At 35.1% G+C, this 18,642-nt stretch carries 23 protein-coding genes, 1 pseudogene, 1 riboswitch and 1 other annotated feature; all 24 genes and pseudogenes read right to left on the minus strand.

Annotated elements, in window-relative coordinates; genetic code table 11:
* A complete protein-coding gene (locus H9L01_RS08520; RefSeq protein ID WP_187533536.1) occupies positions 1-723 on the minus strand; it encodes a YebC/PmpR family DNA-binding transcriptional regulator in 723 nt (240 codons plus the stop codon).
* A gap of 20 nt (positions 724-743) precedes the next feature.
* Positions 744-3,116, minus strand: a complete 2,373-nt coding sequence (gene pheT, locus H9L01_RS08525; protein WP_187533537.1) for a phenylalanine--tRNA ligase subunit beta — start codon at positions 3,114-3,116, stop codon at positions 744-746.
* A 9-nt stretch (positions 3,117-3,125) separates the two neighbouring features.
* Complete coding sequence (gene pheS / locus H9L01_RS08530; RefSeq protein WP_187533538.1) at positions 3,126-4,157, minus strand: phenylalanine--tRNA ligase subunit alpha; 1,032 nt, start codon at positions 4,155-4,157, stop codon at positions 3,126-3,128.
* 34 nt (positions 4,158-4,191) lie between these two features.
* Positions 4,192-4,385, minus strand: a binding site (T-box leader).
* Positions 4,386-4,445: 60 nt separating this feature from the next.
* A complete protein-coding gene (locus H9L01_RS08535) occupies positions 4,446-5,018 on the minus strand; it encodes a GNAT family N-acetyltransferase (RefSeq protein WP_246448978.1) in 573 nt (190 codons plus the stop codon).
* Positions 5,019-5,034: 16 nt separating this feature from the next.
* Positions 5,035-5,469 carry a VOC family protein gene (locus H9L01_RS08540; RefSeq protein ID WP_187533540.1) on the minus strand — a complete coding sequence of 145 codons (435 nt, stop codon included), beginning with the start codon at positions 5,467-5,469 and terminating at the stop codon, positions 5,035-5,037.
* Between the two features lie 58 nt (positions 5,470-5,527).
* A complete protein-coding gene (locus tag H9L01_RS08545) occupies positions 5,528-6,112 on the minus strand; it encodes an META domain-containing protein (protein ID WP_187533541.1) in 585 nt (194 codons plus the stop codon).
* Positions 6,113-6,287: 175 nt separating this feature from the next.
* Positions 6,288-7,091, minus strand: a complete 804-nt coding sequence (locus tag H9L01_RS08550; RefSeq protein ID WP_187533542.1) for a metal ABC transporter permease — start codon at positions 7,089-7,091, stop codon at positions 6,288-6,290.
* Complete coding sequence (locus H9L01_RS08555; protein ID WP_187533543.1) at positions 7,078-7,758, minus strand: metal ABC transporter ATP-binding protein; 681 nt, start codon at positions 7,756-7,758, stop codon at positions 7,078-7,080. Before H9L01_RS08555 ends, H9L01_RS08550 begins: the two co-directional genes overlap by 14 nt.
* Entirely contained in the window at positions 7,751-8,680 is a 930-nt protein-coding gene (locus H9L01_RS08560; RefSeq protein WP_187533544.1) for a metal ABC transporter solute-binding protein, Zn/Mn family, read from the minus strand. The genes H9L01_RS08555 and H9L01_RS08560 overlap by 8 nt, the downstream gene beginning before the upstream one ends.
* A gap of 91 nt (positions 8,681-8,771) precedes the next feature.
* Entirely contained in the window at positions 8,772-9,959 is a 1,188-nt protein-coding gene (locus tag H9L01_RS08565; RefSeq protein ID WP_187533545.1) for a hypothetical protein, read from the minus strand.
* A 75-nt stretch (positions 9,960-10,034) separates the two neighbouring features.
* On the minus strand, positions 10,035-10,751 hold the full coding sequence (locus tag H9L01_RS08570; protein WP_187533546.1) for a zinc metallopeptidase: 717 nt from the start codon (positions 10,749-10,751) through the stop codon (positions 10,035-10,037).
* Positions 10,752-10,797: 46 nt separating this feature from the next.
* Entirely contained in the window at positions 10,798-11,082 is a 285-nt protein-coding gene (locus H9L01_RS08575) for an HU family DNA-binding protein (protein ID WP_187533547.1), read from the minus strand.
* 55 nt (positions 11,083-11,137) lie between these two features.
* Entirely contained in the window at positions 11,138-12,133 is a 996-nt protein-coding gene (locus H9L01_RS08580; protein WP_187533548.1) for an NAD(P)H-dependent glycerol-3-phosphate dehydrogenase, read from the minus strand.
* Between the two features lies 1 nt (position 12,134).
* Positions 12,135-13,445: a ribosome biogenesis GTPase Der gene (gene der / locus H9L01_RS08585; RefSeq protein ID WP_187533549.1), complete on the minus strand. Its 1,311-nt coding sequence runs from the start codon at positions 13,443-13,445 to the stop codon at positions 12,135-12,137.
* A complete protein-coding gene (cmk, locus tag H9L01_RS08590; protein WP_187533550.1) occupies positions 13,438-14,100 on the minus strand; it encodes a (d)CMP kinase in 663 nt (220 codons plus the stop codon). The genes der and cmk overlap by 8 nt, the downstream gene beginning before the upstream one ends.
* A gap of 18 nt (positions 14,101-14,118) precedes the next feature.
* Positions 14,119-15,015: a hypothetical protein gene (locus tag H9L01_RS08595; RefSeq protein WP_187533551.1), complete on the minus strand. Its 897-nt coding sequence runs from the start codon at positions 15,013-15,015 to the stop codon at positions 14,119-14,121.
* Positions 15,016-15,053: 38 nt separating this feature from the next.
* Positions 15,054-15,581, minus strand: a complete 528-nt coding sequence (locus tag H9L01_RS08600) for an ECF transporter S component (RefSeq protein ID WP_187533552.1) — start codon at positions 15,579-15,581, stop codon at positions 15,054-15,056.
* 41 nt (positions 15,582-15,622) lie between these two features.
* Positions 15,623-15,738: riboswitch (FMN riboswitch) on the minus strand.
* A 159-nt stretch (positions 15,739-15,897) separates the two neighbouring features.
* Positions 15,898-16,458, minus strand: a complete 561-nt coding sequence (efp, locus tag H9L01_RS08605; RefSeq protein WP_187533553.1) for an elongation factor P — start codon at positions 16,456-16,458, stop codon at positions 15,898-15,900.
* Between the two features lie 14 nt (positions 16,459-16,472).
* Positions 16,473-16,805 carry a hypothetical protein gene (locus H9L01_RS08610; RefSeq protein WP_187533554.1) on the minus strand — a complete coding sequence of 111 codons (333 nt, stop codon included), beginning with the start codon at positions 16,803-16,805 and terminating at the stop codon, positions 16,473-16,475.
* Positions 16,789-17,022 carry a hypothetical protein gene (locus H9L01_RS08615; protein ID WP_187533555.1) on the minus strand — a complete coding sequence of 78 codons (234 nt, stop codon included), beginning with the start codon at positions 17,020-17,022 and terminating at the stop codon, positions 16,789-16,791. The genes H9L01_RS08610 and H9L01_RS08615 overlap by 17 nt, the downstream gene beginning before the upstream one ends.
* A gap of 109 nt (positions 17,023-17,131) precedes the next feature.
* Positions 17,132-17,350 (minus strand): hypothetical protein, encoded by a 219-nt coding sequence (locus tag H9L01_RS10810; protein ID WP_246448979.1) that lies wholly within the window; start codon positions 17,348-17,350, stop codon positions 17,132-17,134.
* A gap of 82 nt (positions 17,351-17,432) precedes the next feature.
* Positions 17,433-17,513, minus strand: a pseudogene (locus tag H9L01_RS10995) (prepilin-type N-terminal cleavage/methylation domain-containing protein); the annotation flags it as partial.
* Positions 17,491-17,787 carry a competence type IV pilus major pilin ComGC gene (locus H9L01_RS08625; protein ID WP_246448981.1) on the minus strand — a complete coding sequence of 99 codons (297 nt, stop codon included), beginning with the start codon at positions 17,785-17,787 and terminating at the stop codon, positions 17,491-17,493. The pseudogene H9L01_RS10995 and the gene H9L01_RS08625, both read right to left, overlap by 23 nt.
* Complete coding sequence (locus tag H9L01_RS08630; RefSeq protein ID WP_187533557.1) at positions 17,784-18,578, minus strand: hypothetical protein; 795 nt, start codon at positions 18,576-18,578, stop codon at positions 17,784-17,786. Before H9L01_RS08630 ends, H9L01_RS08625 begins: the two co-directional genes overlap by 4 nt.
* Positions 18,579-18,642 lie beyond the last annotated feature (64 nt).

An 18,642-nucleotide genomic window follows, 5' to 3' on the forward strand; every position in this document is an offset into this window, starting at 1 on the left:
TTATTCTCCAGACTCTACATTATGATAGTAGTTTTGAACATCTTCAACTTCATCTAACATTTTAATCATTTTCTCATAGTTTGGCATGTCTTCTTCTGACATGGTCACATACTCATGAGGGAGATACGTAATTTCTAATACATCAAAGGTTGTTTCCCCTAATGCTTCTTCAATAGCTTCTTTTGCTTTGTGTAAGCTTGTAGGATCTACTGTTACTGTAATTGAATCTTCTTCAAGTTCAATGTCTTGTAAGTCAACTTCATGTTCCAGAAGAATTTCCATAATAGCTTCTTCATCATTATGTTTGAATGATAATAAACCAACATGGTCATATCCATGAACAACTGACCCATTGACACCAATTTTTCCTTTTGATTTAGTGAAACAGTTTCGAACTTCACTATAAGTACGATTGTCATTGTCTGTAAGACATTCAACAATAAATGAAGCGGAACCCGGTCCAAATCCTTCATAAGTTACTGCATGGTAATTTTCTTCTGAACCGCCTTTAGCTTTTTCAATAGCACGGTTGATGACATCAGCAGGAACTTGTTTCGCACGTGCTTCATCAATGATACGTTTTAATCCAGTATTCATTTCTGGATCAGGAACTCCTGCTTTCGCAGCCATATAAATTTCTTTTCCGTAACGTGAATATACTTTTGTTTTTGCCGCAGCAGTTTTAGCCATCGACGCTTTTCTAACTTCAAATGCTCTACCCATAACTTTTACCTCTTTTTCTTTTAACGAATTTCAACATTGTGTTTTTCAACTAACAGTGTTTTGATATCTTCCATTATAGCATTAATTTCTTCAATTTCTAAAGTTCTATTTTGGCCAAACGACAACTGGAATGCGATTGATTTCTTATCTCCTAATTTTTCAGAAGTAAAGACATCAAACACATTTAAATCAACGAGATAACGTTTCGAACCTTTTTCAATGGATTGAATTAAATCTTTAACCGCAATATCTTTATCACATAAGACCGCTAAGTCACGTGTCATGATTGGATATTTTGCAACAGGTTGCGCTTTGATTGAGCTCCCCTTTAAACCTAACAATACATCTAAATCAATTTCTGCATAAACAGCATCTTTGAGATCATTTTCTTTGAGAAGACGTGGATGGACATGTCCTATATAACCTATTGGTTTGCGATTAATCAAAATTTGAGCAGATTTATAGGGATGTAAGGTTTCTCCAAAATCGCAATCCGATTTAAACTCGAATCGTTTTTCGGCATATCCTAATTGATCGAAAAGATTCATAAGAATGCCTTTTAGTGTAAAGAAATCTAAATCGATCGAAACGTTATTCCAGTTCTCTTTAATTAAAGAACCACTACCAATCAATCCAAGACGATGTGTTTTTTCACCTTCTACTTGAATCGCTGTATGTTCAAAGTATAATCCTTCCGAAATTTTATGAGAGTTATTATACGATAGTACTTCTAACATTGAGTTAAAGAGTTGTGTTCTTAAGTAAGCACGTTTATCTGAGATTGGACTCATCAATTTCACAGGCGTACCCAAGCTAAACAATCCTTGTGTCTTTGGTAAATCTACAAGTGTATAGGTATTCGTTTGATTGGCACCATTACCAAGAAGCACGGATTCAATTTGACGAATTGTACGTTGGAATGGATTCAAGCTACCCATTGTTAAATCGAGTAATGGTAAAGTCTCTTCTAAAATATCATATCCAACAATGCGGATAACTTCTTCAATAAGATCCACTTCAATATCCAAGTCTTTACGATATGAAGGAACCGTACATTCAATGGTATCTCCACTTACAGCAGGATTAAAGTTTAAGCGTTCAAATACAGACACAATTGTTTCATTTTCTAACTTTGTTCCAAGATAGCTATTAATCTTGTCGCTTGTAATTTTTATTTTCTTAAGTTCTAAGTCAACATCACCATATTGTACAGTATCTTCAATTCCTGATGCATCCGCATATTCAATGAGTAAATCAACAGCACGATTTACAGCATTAAATGTAGCCATATTATCCATCGGTTTTGTAAAGCGTTGTGAAGAATCAGTACTTAATCCAAGACGTGTTGCTGTTTTACGGACGGACACGTGATTAAAACGTGCAGCTTCAATCACAATCGCAGTCGTATCATCTTGAATCATTGTATTACCAAGTCCCATAATACCTGCAATACCTACCGGTTTGTCGCCATTTAAAATAACTAAATCATTTTCTTCTAATTTGTACTCATGATCATCGAGTGCAACAACTGTTTGATTCAAGTTATCTGCTACAGAAAGGGTCATCGTATCCAGTGCTTTCTTATCATAGAAATGCATGGGTTGACCGGTTTCAAGCATTACAAAGTTCGAAATATCTACAAGGTTATTGATAGGTTTAATTCCAGAGCCAATTAACACTTCACGCATCCATGACGGTGATTCTTTGACCGTAACTGAGTTCACAACCTTAGCTAAGAATAAGAAACATTTTTCAGTTTCTGAACTTACTTGGAAGTCACTCTTAGTTCCTGTTTGCATATGATTTTTAATTTCAGGAATTTTTACTTCGCGTTCAAAAATCGCTGCTACTTCATGTGCAATTGCAAAAATAGACATAAAATCAGAACGGTTTGGCGTTTGAGAAACATCCAGTATTTCATCGTCCAAACCAAGTGCCACAGCAGGGTCACTACCTGGTTCAGATTTCGGTAATGTCACGATTCCTGTCTTTTGAGATTCTGTTTGGAATTTTTCTGCAACACCCAATTCATTTAAAGAACAAATCATCCCGTTGGATTGAACTCCACGGACTTTTGTTTCTTTAATAGACATATCTTTGAGTTCTGCACCAACCTTCGCAACAACAACATATTGTCCAGCAGCAATATTTTCTGCACCACAAACAATTTGTTCATGCATATCACCCAAATTTACTTGAGTAATATTTAGATGGTCACTATCAGGATGGGGTTCGCATGATTCCACATAACCAACAACAAGGTTTGTTCCTTGGATTAGTGAATCAACTCCCTCAACTTCAAGTCCTGCATTGGTTAATGAATCCGCAAGTTCTTGAGTTGAGATTCCTTCTAAATCTACATATCTGTTTAATAATTTTCTACTAACTAACATACTTTTCTCCTATTCAAAACGTTTAAACTGTTCAATAAAGCGTTTATCATTAATATAGAATGAACGAATATCTTCAATGCCATATTTTAACATTGCAATACGTTCAACACCCGCACCAAAGGCAAATCCTGTTAATGTTTCATCCTCATAGCCAGCATCTTTTAGAACATTTGGGTGAACCATTCCTGCTCCAAGTATTTCAATCCAACCCGTTTGTTTACATACGCTACATCCCTTACCATCACAAATATGGCAAGAGACATCAACTTCTACCGAAGGTTCTGTAAATTGGAAATAGGATGGTCTAAAACGGATGACACGCTTATCGCCAAACATACGCTTACCAAATAGAGATAATGTTCCCTTCAAGTCAGCAAGTGTGATACCGTGTCCTACGACAAGTCCTTCCATTTGAACAAATTGATGAGAATGGGTTGCATCATCATCGTCACGTCGGTAGACTTTACCAGGACAAATTACTTTCAGAGGAATACTTGGTGCAAAATGCTCCAATGTACGCGTTTGAATCGCTGTTGTATGAGTGCGTAATAAAGTATGCTCATCAATGTAGAAGGTGTCTTGCATTTCACGAGCTGGGTGATCTTGAGGAATATTTGCACGTTCAAAGTTATAGAGATCCAACTCTATTTCATCGCCTTCAACAACTGAATATCCCATCTCACGGAAAAGATCTTCAATTTCGCGTTGAATCATAACAAGCGGATTTTGAGAACCTGAAACAAATTGAACACCTGGCATTGAGACATCAATCTTGTCTTCTTTCATTTGTTCTAAGAGTTGTGCTTCTTGAAGTTCTTCTTGTTTTTCTTTAAGTGCAACTTCAATTTCCTGTTTCACTTCATTAACCTTTTTACCAAATAACGGTTTTTCTTCGTTAGGTAAAGATTTCATTTGTCCCATAACTTGAGTCAAATGACCTTTTTTACTTAAATACTCAATACGAACATCATTGAGTTTATCCAGAGTCGAAGCACTTTTAATAGCTTCAATCCCTGAATTCATAATATCTTTTAATTCCATATTTCTCCTCCTAAATATAAAAAAGTACCGCACGTCCAGGAACGTAATTACGCGGTACCATCCTGATTTATACAATTGTATACATCTCTCATGTTTTTAACGCAAACATACGGGAATGATTAGTTCCTCTCCGAGGTGAATTCGCAGCATATGATATAACACTCTCATCAATGTGTTACTTTCTGAAATCATACGGTATCTGTTACTCTGTCTCATCATAGATTTTACCATTATATTATATCGTAATCCTAGCTACTCTTCAAGGATAACCTCTAACTGATTGGACAATTAAATACTTTCAATAAAATGATCCTCATACACATTCCAATACTTATCATAAGTTCTTTCGACACCATCAAGATTCAATTGATACATTCTAAAGGTAACCTGAATATTTTTAGGTTGCCACATCTCAACATACGAATATTTATATTCCATCCCAAGTTTTTTCATAATTTTACCACTTGCGACATTATTTATATCGTGTGTTGCAGTGATGTAACGATATCCAACACGGGCCAATTCTTTTATTACCGCTTCGGATGCTTCAGTAATGATTCCTTGATTCCAATACTCTTTACGAAGTCCATATCCAAAATCGTGGCTATCATCACCACTTACCGTTATGTACCCGATAGGAAGATTATCCGTTTTTAAACATACAGCAAAATAAAAACCATTTTTATTTATATATCGGGTCAAAATACGTTTAGTATAAAAATCAATGGCTTCTTCAGTAGTACCCAATGGATACCACGGCAAATAGCGATTCACATCAACGTCTCTCATTATTTTGAATAATGCATGGTAGTCACCATCATTGTCTTCAAAATTTCTGATTATTAATCGTTCTGTTTCCATTTTCATTTCCTCATTCCTATAGATCTGTATCGTTGATTCTTCGATACATTGGATGTGAAGGTTCAAATTGAATTAGATCCCAGAGGTTTCCGTATAAATCTTTAAATACAGCAACCTTTCCATAATCGGCTTCTTTAGGTTCCCTTACAAACTCAATATTTTGATTCTTCAGTTTCTGGTAATGTCTATCAAAGTTATCGGTACTTAGAAACAGAAACACCCTCCCACCTGCCTGATTACCAACAAACAAATGTTGTTCTTCTTTTGATGCTTTCGCCAACAACAGAGTTGTTCCTAGAGAGTTGCGAGGAGAAACAACGACCCAGCGTTTATCTTGTTCAGCTTGGTACGTATCTTCAATTAACTCAAAATCAAGTTTGCTAACATAAAAATCAATGGCTTCATCATAATCTCTCACGACAAGTGCAATATGAACTATTTCCTGTTTCATCTTCAATCTCCCTGCACATTAAAGTAAATAACTATTTACCAAGCACCAATTCATCAAATTATTTATCACTTTTAGGATAAAAAGTTAGTGTTTTAATGCTTTTTAATCCATCGTTATACAAGAAAGCAATCGTTCCATTATCAAATTCAAATGAGTCTCGTGCGAGCGGTTTAGTTCCAGGTTTCCATCCCCACTCTTTAAGTATATCTTCGTTAATATCTTTAATATCTACGCCATTGTAAATGGCAACCCCCGGTTGTAAGTCCGCAAGGTCAAATGAATAATAATGTAATTCACCTGTTTTCGCTACTTCTTCAGTTTCCTTAGGAATACTGCTTGAACCATAATATTTTGTTTTAAATCCCGCTTCTAAGATACTTCCATCAATGTCAAATAAATACGAGAAAGTAATTGTTTCAGAGTCCTTTTTAACTGCTGCCGGCGGCACAATTTTTTTAACTTTATATTCTGAAAAGTCTGAGATATTCAGCCCTTTGGCAAAAGAAATTTCCTTCCCGTTAAATTCCAATGTTGTAGGAAGATTGTCAGATACTTTTGTCTCTTCTTTAGTTTCGGTTGGTTTACCAGAACTACACCCAACTAGCATTACACTCATTAATAACACGATTATAATTTTTTTCATGTTTGCCTCCAATAATTCGTCATAAGTTATACTGAAATTATACTTTTTTAAATGTTGCGAATCAAAGACTTATAAGAAATGTCATAAAGGTTTCACATTCAAACATAGATACCTAACTAAAGGATACTTTTCAATATAGCAAAAAAGGGATGTGATACTTTAACATCCCTTCGATCTATGCATGTTTTAAATTTCTTAATGATTTGTAGAATAACGAGAACACGAGCATCACAACACTTAGTAGAACAATGGTTCCACCTGGTGCAATATCAAGATGATACGAAATCGTTAATCCTAACCAAACGAAGATAAGTGATAAAATCACAGAAATACCCATCGTTGATTTATAACTCTTCGAAAATTGCATGGCACAGGCTGTTGGTATAACCATCAACGAGGATACAATCAGAGCCCCAATAATTCGTGATGCAATGGATACAGTAATTGCGGTAAGCATTGTGAATAGTAGGCTGAGTCGATCTACTGGGATACCTGCAAGTTTTGCGGCTTGCGGGTCAAACGCCATATAGAAGAACTCACGATAGTATTTAAGCGATAATACGATAACCACAATACTCAGTACAATTGCAAGCGTGTTATCATTATCACCAATCGCAACGATGCTTCCAAATAGGAAACTATTGAAGTTTGCTGGATTCTTCACAAATCCTAATAGCACACCTGATAAACCAATTCCAAATGACATAATTGCAGCAATTGCAATTTCTTGGTATTTTCCTAATTTCTTTTGAATAAATTCAATACTGATTGCGGCAATCAATGACATCACGATTGCTCCAATCAAAGGATTAATACCCAAAATGAGCCCAATTGTAATCCCACTGAGTGAAATATGCGATAATGCATCTCCTATCATAGACATCCTTTTAAAAACAATAACGACTCCAATTAGTGGAATAATGATTGCGAGTAATCCACCAATTATAAATGCGGTGCGCATAAACTCATATTGAAGCATGATGCACCTCCGTTAGTTCTCCATATTTAAGTTTATAGGTCTTTGTAAAACACTTGTTCATGTCCTCAATTTGATGAGTAACCATAAGAACAGTCATATCATGAACTTTTTGTAAATGTTCAATCAAGGTGAAAAGCGTTTGAATCGATTGCTGATCAAGTCCTGTTGTTGGTTCATCAAGAATTAACAGCTTCGGATCCATAATCATCTCTCGAGCAATTAGAACACGTTGTAGTTGACCACCAGACAAGTTACCAATCAAATCATATGCTTTATCTTTGAGTCCAACATGATCCAGTGCATTCATCGCTTTTTTGACACGATCTTTGTTCGAGAAATTAAAGAAATTTCCTTTAGGCAGTCTTAGAAGAACAACTTCTAATGCTGTAGCAGGAAATTGGGAAGACGCAATGAGTCCTCCCTGTGGTACATAACCAATACTATCAAATTGATTGAATTTTTGGATGGGTTGACCATGCAAAATTATTTCCCCAGTTTGAATCGGTAATTGATTTAATATTAATTTGAGCAGTGTCGACTTTCCTGATCCGTTCTCACCAATTAAGGCAACTACTTCACCAGATTGAATTTGAAAACTGACATTATCAAGAACCTGCGTTTCTCCAAAGGAGTGTGATAAGTTCTTAACTGTGAGGATGTCATTCATTTAATCCCTCCTTGAGTGACTTGAGATTCTCTTCCATTTTATCTAAATATGTTACACCTTTATCATATTCTTCTTGTGAAACAGTTTCAAGTGTACTGAGTTCATGAATTGAAACACCCGTTTCCTTCACAACAACATCCACAACTTTTTTAGCATTAAATGCATCGAGATAAATTGTTTTTATGTCGTTTGTCTTTATAAATTCAATAGCTTCCTCGATTTGCTTTGGAGTTGGTTCCTCACTAACAATTCCTTTAGCAATCGGTTTTTGTTCCAAATTGAAGTCTGCAGCAAGATAACCAAATGCTAAATGATCCACAACCATAGTACGTGTTTTAACGTTTGCGAAAGCTTCGGTATATTCAGCAATCAAACTGTCGATTTCTGTGCTGAATTTTTGGTAATTAGCTTCGTAATCTTGTGCATGTTCAGAATCTTTCTTAATGAACGAATCAGCGATCATTCTCGCTTCTAATCGAGCATTATTTGGACTCAACCAAGTATGGGGATCAAAAGACCCATGGTCATGACCCTCATGATCATGGTCGTCATGGTCATCGTGATCATCTTCGTTAGAACGCAATTGAACCGCTTTACTTACTTCAACAGTTTCAATCTTATCCCCTTTCAGAGATTTCACCACGGAATCCGTCCAAGATTCAAATCCTGCTCCATGATAGATAAAGACATCAGCATTTTCAATTTTTACACGGTCTTTCGCACTTGGTTCAAAGGAATGTGCTTCAGCACCAACAGGTAATACACTCACAACTTCAACATGGTCTCCTCCAATTATGTTAGCTAAGCTATAAAGCGGATAGAAACTTGTGACAACACTGAGCTTATCATTTTCTTTCGATGTCGATTGGCACCCAGTTAAAACCAACCCTAACACCATTATTGTAATTAGTATTTTTTTCATTATAATCTCCCTATTGCAAATCGTTCGCATTTAAATTATATTCATGCTCTTCCAAAATGTCAACAGAGAAACACTTTAAATTATTTTGTATTTAGGAATCGTTCATTATTTGTTCAAGAAACATTCTAAAAGAATCATTACGTTTCCAAAGATTAAAATCCTCGAGATTAAATACTTTTGGATGCAAATACCTAAACGTAGTTTCTACTTCTCTCACTGTGATTACTACGCATTTCTCGACGTTTTCGAGTGATAAACAAAGTGGATATTTACCAGGAATACGAGAATTCACAGCATGACTTGTTTTTAGTTCTTCCTTAGCATTCTGACCAAAACTATTATATGCATCAACGCCTTCAAGGTGATCGAAATTATCATACTGATCAATGATTCGATCATAAGCAATAATTCTCGGTTTATCAGCAACTACATCAATAATAAGTGGTCTCCCTGAATAATTAACAAAATTACTCGGCAAGTATCCTATCATCGAGTTTCCTTCCGAGAAACGCCATCGTAGACCATCACAGTCTCCCTCATCAATTCCGACTTCGAAATAAGTAATCAAATTATTATATTGATGAATCTTTCGAATATTTGAAAAACTTGACCCTTCTTTATAGTAACTTAACCCTCCATACGAGACCGAACAACGTTTACTTTGGTTGAGAATACCGACTTCAGAAGAATGAGCAGGACCATTTGGAACGACAAGTGTATGATAAAATACGCTGAGTTTAACATGTTCCTTAGATGGACTCACTTTAAAATTTTTATTTCCAATTTTCTTTTGAAGATTGGATTCATTCGGATAGAATAAAGGCGTTCTATAAGATTGACCCATAACTTTGGAATTTAAAACAAGATAAACTGTATATGATTCGTCCGGCGAAAACTTCTCATACGGAATTAAAGCAAAAAATCCGACATTATTGAATTCATAATTACATCTATTTTCATTTTTAGCCGATCCACTACACTTGGGATAACCTCGATACGCCATAAACGATGTAAGCGAAATCGGCTTTAGTTTGGCTGGTACCATAAATCTTTCCTTCTCACCCACGAATTCGAGTTGATAATTATGGGTTTTCTCACCAAAGAAATTATGAGATTCAAGCAACATCCCCCACCCTTCGATACTAATCCCAGTATCTGTCATTTGTACATTTCTTATTTCATATGAGAATAAAGATCGATCATCAACATCAATTGTATCGGCCTCGACACCCCTCACCATTGCAATTAAACATATTAAGATAACTAAAGTTTGTTTCAATTTAAACCCTCCTCATTTAAGTAGGCCTTGAGCAAGGGAATGCATAAAAAAAACCGCACATTAGCGGTTTTTAGATTATCGTCTGTTGTTACGATTATTATTGACTGCGATAAGTCTCAGAATGTTAAGTACTGTACTTAATAGTGCGGCAACATACGTTAATGCTGCAGCTGTTAGCATCTTTTTAGAACCTTCCAACTCACTACTATCTAAGATAGATTCTGAGCTTAATATCTTCAATGCACGTTTCGATGCATCAAATTCAACTGGAAGCGTTACAAATTGGAATAAAGCAATAATAGCAAGCATTGCAATCCCTACCGTGAAAAAGATACTAGTACCTTTTTGAGGTGAAGAGAAAGCAAGTCCAATAAATACAGACAACATACCAAATTTACTTGAAATAATTGTCATTGGTAAAAGCTTATTTCTGATTCCAATAAATGCATAAGATTCTGAATGTTGAATAGCATGCCCCACTTCGTGAGCAGCTACTGAAACAGAAGCAATTGATGAGTCATTGTATACTTTTGGAGAAAGTGCTACAACTTTTTTTGTTGGGTCATAGTGATCACTAAGAACACCACCACGAGACTCAACAATTTCCACATCGGTAATTCCTTTTAAATTCAAAATCATTCTCGCTACTTCAGCACCGGTACGGCCTTCAATAGTATCAATTTTACTGTATTTTGAATAGCTTGATGTCACAAACATTTGGGCAAACATCGCCAATAAAGCGGCAATGATTACAAACCAAATACCTGACGTATCAAAATAAAACAATGGCATTACAAACAACTCCTATCTTGAAAAGGAGCCATAGGCTCCTTAATTATTATTTAACTGCGTCTTTTAATGCTTTAGCTGGCTTGAATCCTACACTGTGTGATGCTTCAATGCGGATTTTTTCTTTTGTTTGTGGGTTGAATCCATCACGTGCTGCACGGTGACGAACTTCAAATTTTCCGAAACCTGCTAAATCAACAGTTCCTTTTTCCTCTAAGATTCCTTTTACTTCTTCAAGGAATGCGTCTACGAATTCATTTGCTTGTTTTTTACTTACATCTAATTTTTCTGCGATTGCTTCGCCTAATAATTTTTTATTGTATGTTTCAGTCATATGTGAAACCTCCATTTCTAATAAAATAATATCATCATACTGGTTAAAACACAAGTTAAAGATTTTCTGGCTTCAGATCTCTTTTCATCAAGTCATCAATGGCTTTACGGGGTTCTTTACCCTCGTACACTACTTTATAAACTTGTTCAGTAATGGGCATTAAAATACCTTCTTCAGAAGCAACATCATGGACTACTTTTGTAGCAAAAATACCCTCTACTGTTTTCTCTAAATTTTCAAGATAATTAACAGCCGAATTAGCTTTTCCAATTTCAAATCCAGCTTGGAAATTTCGTGAGTGAGGACTGGTACAGGTAACAATTAAATCACCAACACCACACAGTCCTAAAAAGGTTTCTTTCTGACCACCAAAGTAAACACCATATCGCGTCATTTCCGCTAAACCACGCGTTATTAGTGCTGCACGAGCATTGTCACCAAGGTCTAATCCAGCGGCAATTCCACTTGCTAATGATATAATATTTTTAATAGCAACTCCTATTTGAGAGCCAATAATATCAGTGTTTGTATATACTCTAAAGTAATCATTAGAGAACATGTTTTGAATCAGTACAGCAAGTGTTTCACTGTCTGAAACAGCATTGATTGTCGTTAACTTTCTAAGGATAACTTCCTCTGCATGTGATGGGCCAATTAGACTCACCACACCTGCAAATTTATCAGGGTCAACACTACGTTTAATAACCTCTGATAAGAGCTCATGTGTAGTAGGATGGAACCCCTTTGCAACGTTAATTATGATAGTTGGTTTCACCAAAATTTCATTTAGCTTTAACGAAACTGACTCAACTGCGCCTGTTGGAACAGCCAATAATATCGTTGAACACTCTTTTAGATCTTCAAAATTCAAAGTTGCTTTCAAATTTTCATTAATTAATGTATCACCAAAATACTTAGAGTTTTGATGTTTAAGGTTAATATCATCAATTTCAGAAGCCTGACGGCCCCAAATAATGACGTCATTATGGTTGTCAGCAAGCACTTGAGCAAGAGCTGTACCCCAACTACCAGAACCTACAACTCCAATCATATTAAGCACCTCTTTTTCTTACAATAATGTGAATCGGCGTTCCAGTAAAATCAAACGCTCTACGTAATGAATTCTCTAAATAACGTTTGTATGAGAAATGGAATATTTCCGGATCATTCACAAAAATTACAAACGTTGGTGGCGCAACACTGACTTGAGAAGCATAAAGAATCTTTAATTGCTTACCGTGACGTGTAGGTGGCGGTGTTAGCATTGCTGCATCATAAATAACCTCATTGATAACACTCGTACCAATACGTCTTTGACTGTTTGCATAAACTTCTTGAACAAGCGGTAAAATAGTGTGAACACGCTTCTTAGTTAGAGCCGATACAAAGACGATTGGAGCATATGATAAATATGAAAACTCAGTTTCAATTAACTTACGCATATCATCCATCGATGTTTCTTCAGTATCCACTGTATCCCATTTGTTAAAGACAATAATGATTGGTTTTCCTGCCTCATGTGCGTAACCAACAACATGCTTATCTTGAGCACGAATACCCGCTTCACCATCAATTAAGAACAAGATAACGTCCGAACGTTCAATGGCAGCCATGGAGCGAATAATTGAATATTTTTCAACTTCTTCATAAATTTTACCACGCTTACGAATACCCGCAGTGTCAATAACAACATAATCTTGATTGTTATATCTAAACGGAGTATCAATTGCGTCTCGTGTTGTACCTTCAATGTCCGATACAATTACACGATCTTGATTCAGTAATGCATTTACAAGTGATGATTTCCCAACATTAGGTCGACCAATCACACTAAAGCTCAACTCTTCATTGTATTGTTTTAATCCTTCTTCAGGTAAATTTTGAATTACTTGGTCTAAAAGATCACCAATACCAATTCCATGTTCACTACTTACTGCAATAGGTTCTTCATATCCTAATGCATAAAATTCATAGATGTCTGCTTTAAACTGCATATCATCTACTTTATTTGCGACAACAATAACAGGTTTGTTTGAAGCACGAAGAAGACGCGCAATATATTGATCATCATTAGTTAAGCCATCCATTGCACTTACTACAAAAAGAACCATATCTGCTTCTTCAATTGCGATTTCAACTTGAACTTGAATTTCTTCAGCAAAGTTTTGATCCTCAAGCTGAATACCACCTGTATCAATAAATCTCAAATTTTTTGTTAGCCATGTTGTTGCTCCATATAATCGATCACGAGTCACACCCGCTTCTTCATGAACAATTGAAATTCTATCGCCCATAATACGATTAAATAAAGAAGACTTCCCAACATTTGGACGGCCAACGATTGCTACGACACCATCAATCATTTAAACCCCTACTCTCTATATACTCTTTTACTAAATTTACAACATCATCAATTTCGAGGTAAGTTGTATTAATTTCCAATGCATCATCAACTTTGATTAGTGGAGATTCACTACGATTCATATCTCGGTAATCTCGTTCAACAAGATCATCATAAATTTCATCAAAATCAACTTTCATTCCAGAATTAATCATTTCGTCATAACGACGTTTCGCACGAACTGATACATCAGCTGTTTGATATACTTTTACTTCAGCATCTGGAAGTACTACAGACGTGATATCACGACCGTCTAATACATATCCCTTTTTCGACGCAATCTTGCGTTGCATATCTACTAATTTCTGGCGTACACCTGCAAACTTTGATACCTTGGAAGCAGCATATGAAACCTTATCATTTCTGATTAGACTTGATACGTCTTCTCCATTAACAAAGACTGAACCATCAGTCTTTAAGTTTAAATCAATATTATTTGCAGCTAACACGCACTCTTTTTCATCATCCAAATCAACACCATTGGTTAAACAGTAATAACCTACTGCACGATACATCGCACCGGTATCAATATGTGTAAATCCTAATTCTTTTGCTAATCGCTTAGCAATGGTACTTTTACCAGAGGCACTCGGGCCATCTATTGCTATATTAAACACACCAATCACCTCATTTAATTAAAAACTTTTCCAAATAAGCACTACAACTACCGCAATCGCAATAAACAATAACGATAACACTACATTCATTAAACGGTTCGTACGAACCATTGTTTCGTTCATTTCATCAAGACTACGTTCTTGATCAATGATTTTGTGTTGTAATGTTTGTGTTTGACTTAATAATTCTTTTCTAAATCGTTCATCATCGAATACCATGATATCTTCATCTTCAAGATCACCCTCAAGTGAAGATTCTGATAGAATATTAACACTTGATTCTACTACTGGTTCTTCTGCTTTAGAAATAATAATTTCTTCTACAAAATCATCTTCATCAGATTCTGAAATTTCATTATCTACATCACGAATTGCCATAGCAATTGTTTCTTCTAATGTAGACTCTGGTTGTGTTGATTCAACTAAAGCATCACTTCTATAAATTTGAGTTGCTTCAATTGATTCCTCTACATCTTCAATTTCTATTTCATCTTTAAGCTCAGGATCAACCTGTTGTAGCACTGACTTGATTTCTTCATCATTAAAAGGACGAACCATTTCAGGAGAAATGTTAAGTTCTTCAATAATGTTAGATTGAGTATCATCAACTTTACGATAACCTTTTTTAACGTTATACTCTTTCACTTCGTCAAGGAAGTCTTTAAGATACGCACTTTCAAAGGTATCAAAGTTTTGAACTGCTTTTTCTTCAGTACGCTCAAACTCTTCTTTGTTATCACGAGCATGCGAAAAATCGTAAGAACGATTATCATTGGTTTTTATCGTATCAAACTGTGAATCAATTTGATTGAGTCGGTCTGCAAAATGAGATAAATCTGAATTAACAACATCACTCTCTAAATCAGTAGCAAGTTGATCATGTAAAACTTGATTTTTTTGTACACGAGATTTCATAATTTTTTACCACTCCTTGAATCAATTATAGCATAGAATTATAACTTGATTCTATGTAAATATGGTTCAATAAGGTAGTATAAGGCGAATAAAATGCCTCCCTTAACAAGATTAAAGGGAAAATAGGTCGCAAACAAGATTTCCCAAGCACCATTTTTACTTAAATGGAATAGAGGGAAAGTAATATAGTAGTTTAATACATTCATAACTACAGCAGCTAAAACTACTGATATCGCTGCGAAAACTATTTTGTTAAATCCGTGTTTTAGTTGTGGTTTATAAATTGCGAATGGAGCAAGGATACAAACAGCATATAAGAAGTTTGCAATCTCTCCTGCAATCATTGGGTTTTTTGATATAAAGATTATATGTAATAAATTTTTCAATAGTGCAACACATATCCCAGGAATCCATCCCATTGTAACTGTTGCTATTATTACAGGTAAATCACTTAAATCCATTTGTAATGGTGGCATAATCGGGAACTCAAACATAAAGAGCACCGCTGACATTGCACTTAAAAAAGCAATGTATACCATTTTACGAGTCTTATTATTCTTCATCATTTTTCCTCCTTGTGAATCAATAATAATCCTCAAGGCACGAAAAAAAACTTCTTTCATCCAGACTTTAACTGTCGCCATCGTAATTACAACGATTCAACCTTTGTGGTTCGCGGGGTTTACCGCCGATCGGGAATTTCACCCTGCCCTGAAGTACACCTCAATTATAAAGAAAGAGCCCTGTAATGTCCATGATTAAACCTTTATATGCTTAGAGAGTATTCTAATTCAATCATCTTGCACTTATATTTAAGACTTAAGGGAACTAGTTTGTGACAATTTATCTGAAATATCACATAAAAAAAACCGCGGTAGCGGTTTAGTTAGCACGTCCTGAGTATTTACCATCCGTTGTATTGATAACAACAACTTCACCTTCAGAGATGAATAATGGAACACGAATTTCATATCCTGTTTCAAGAACTGCATTTTTTTGAGCATTTGTAGCTGTATCACCTTTAACTGCTGGTTCAGCCTCTGTAACAACGAGTGATACTTTTTCTGGTAAGTTGAGTCCTAAAACTTCTGATTCGTAGAGCACTATTGTGACGTCTGCATTTTCTTTCATGAAGTTTAGTTCCCATTCTAATTTATCTTTAGCGATTTCAATTTGTTCATATGTTTCGCCATCCATGAAAACGAGAACATCGCCACCATCATATAGATATTGCATTGGTCGTTTTTCAATGTGAGCTTGTTCTAACTTGTCTCCACCAATAAGCGTTAACTCTGTAACAGAACCTGATCTCATATTTCTAACTTTAGCTTTAATAATCATTTGACGTTGAGCTGTTTTATTGTGTGATGTATCAATAACTTGATATAAATTTCCTTCATAAATTATTGACATACCTGATCGTAAATCATTTGATTGAATCATACGTTTGACCTCCATTAGTTCAATTTATAACTTCCATCATCAATTATATCATAGACGTTATCAATTGAGATAGCCCCATCGACAAAAAGATATAATTTATCCGCGTCTTTAGAGGCTGTCACCCACGATTTATGGGTATATAAAAATAGAGGTTCTTCAGATTCTCGAAAGTGATTTAGAACTATTTCTTCAATTTCTAAAGAACTTCTAATTGTATCGAGATAGAACTGACTTTCATGGTACATCATGCGGTTTGCAATAACATCTGCATGCCACAATATAAATGATAAGAAGAATACAAGCACACTTATTAGAATAATTCCTTCGCGATTATTTTCCCATTTCATAATGAATGTCACAACTTTCATCAAAATATATTGATTCAACATTTTCAAGTAGGATTTCATATCCAGGACTTTTTACAATCCGGTTGCGATCAAAATAAATTTCAAACTTTCTCTGTTCATTGCTAATTGTTAGCACCGATTCACTACATCCAACCAAATGAGATCTTTGAACCAATTGCTGGAATTGAACATCAAAAATATCCTCTTGATTAACCATCTCAATCTTATGATTGACCATCACATTTAATATCCCAAGCTCGATAGTCAATATTATCGGAATAGATAGAAGGCAGAGTAGCACTTCGACAAGTGTAAACCCTATTTTTTTAATGATACAAACCCCCTAGAGTAAATACGATAACACCCAAAACTAACAGCGATAACATCACCTCAATGATTAAGCTACCTTTTTTCACAATTAAACCGTCCAAATCCGAGTTGAATCGTACAACTATAACCATTTGTAAGAATACTTTGGGCATGATTAACGTTGCCATTTTTATTAAACCAAAGTGATGTGGAATGGATTTGCGATTTACGTTCATACATCGCTTTTAGTTGTAAATAGTGAAGTTTTGAAGTGGGATCAGTACTAACATATATATGAATCGATAATAAACAAAGCATCATAAGAACGCCAATCACAAAGAGGACTGTCATCATCTCTAATAATGTAAAACCTTTCTTACTCATGTACTGCTTGGCCATTCAGAACATTAATCTTCGAACCATCCCCACAATAACACTGTCTATCAGATAAAAAACCACCTTCTACAAGCTGGGACATGCTGATTGGAATCGAGTCATTTTGCAATCGCCATTGCAAGATTGCAGCATCCACAACTTTCAATTGAGCATCACACCCTTTATCATTCACAACATGAATGGTTTTTTGAATATTTGGAATTGTTAATAGAAATAGAATAACAATTACCGATACCACAAGAACCATTTCCATTAGAGTAAAACCACGCTTCATCATAACCCCTCCATTATTTTCAGCGGAACCAATAAACTTAGATAAAACAGAACAACGGATACAAATATTGATAAATAGCTCAGAAATTTTATCCATCTTATTATTACCTTCTCACTTTGCTGAATATCTTCTTCCATTACTGCAAGATGATTTTGAAATGAGCAATTTTCATAATCAATCTGGATTAGATTTAGAGTATTTTGCGCCTCTTTATTTAAGTAAGAATTTTGAATACTTCTTTCCAGAGATTTCCCATTGATTAAATCATTACGTATTGATGACGCTACCCAAAATTGAGAAGTTTTACGCGTCATTTCCATAATTTCTTTTAATACATCTTGGATTGACAAAGAATAGGCAAGATAAATTGTAACTATTTTAATGAATTGGTAAGATATCAATTCATTAAAATATTTTCCGATTCCTTTATGTTGATACTTGAGCAAGAAACTTATCCTCAAGTCCACTTTAGAATAAATATAGAAACCTACGAAGACAGCAAAAATAACAATCAAACATATCCCAATTACACCACCAGAGATTAATCTATACGTATAAATTATAGTGGGGTTAACACCAAAATCGTTTAAGAAACCTATTAGTACTTTAGAAAAATACAAGCAATAAAACAATGAAAACAAAATAGCCACAAACCAGAGAAAAAGCGGGTACGCGAGTTTCAGACCAATATTTCGAATTCTTGTTTTCTTATCTCTATGTAACACTAAGTAAAGCTCAATGTTGCTGGGAGCAGATATCGTAGAAGAACAATAAAAATCAAATATATCTTTCATAAACGATTCAAGACTCTGGTTATTAATTGAATATTTAAACATGATATCATGCCACGATATTTCA

It is taken from the genome of Erysipelothrix inopinata, assembly GCF_014396165.1.
GTDB lineage: Bacteria > Bacillota_I > Bacilli_A > Erysipelotrichales > Erysipelotrichaceae > Erysipelothrix > Erysipelothrix inopinata.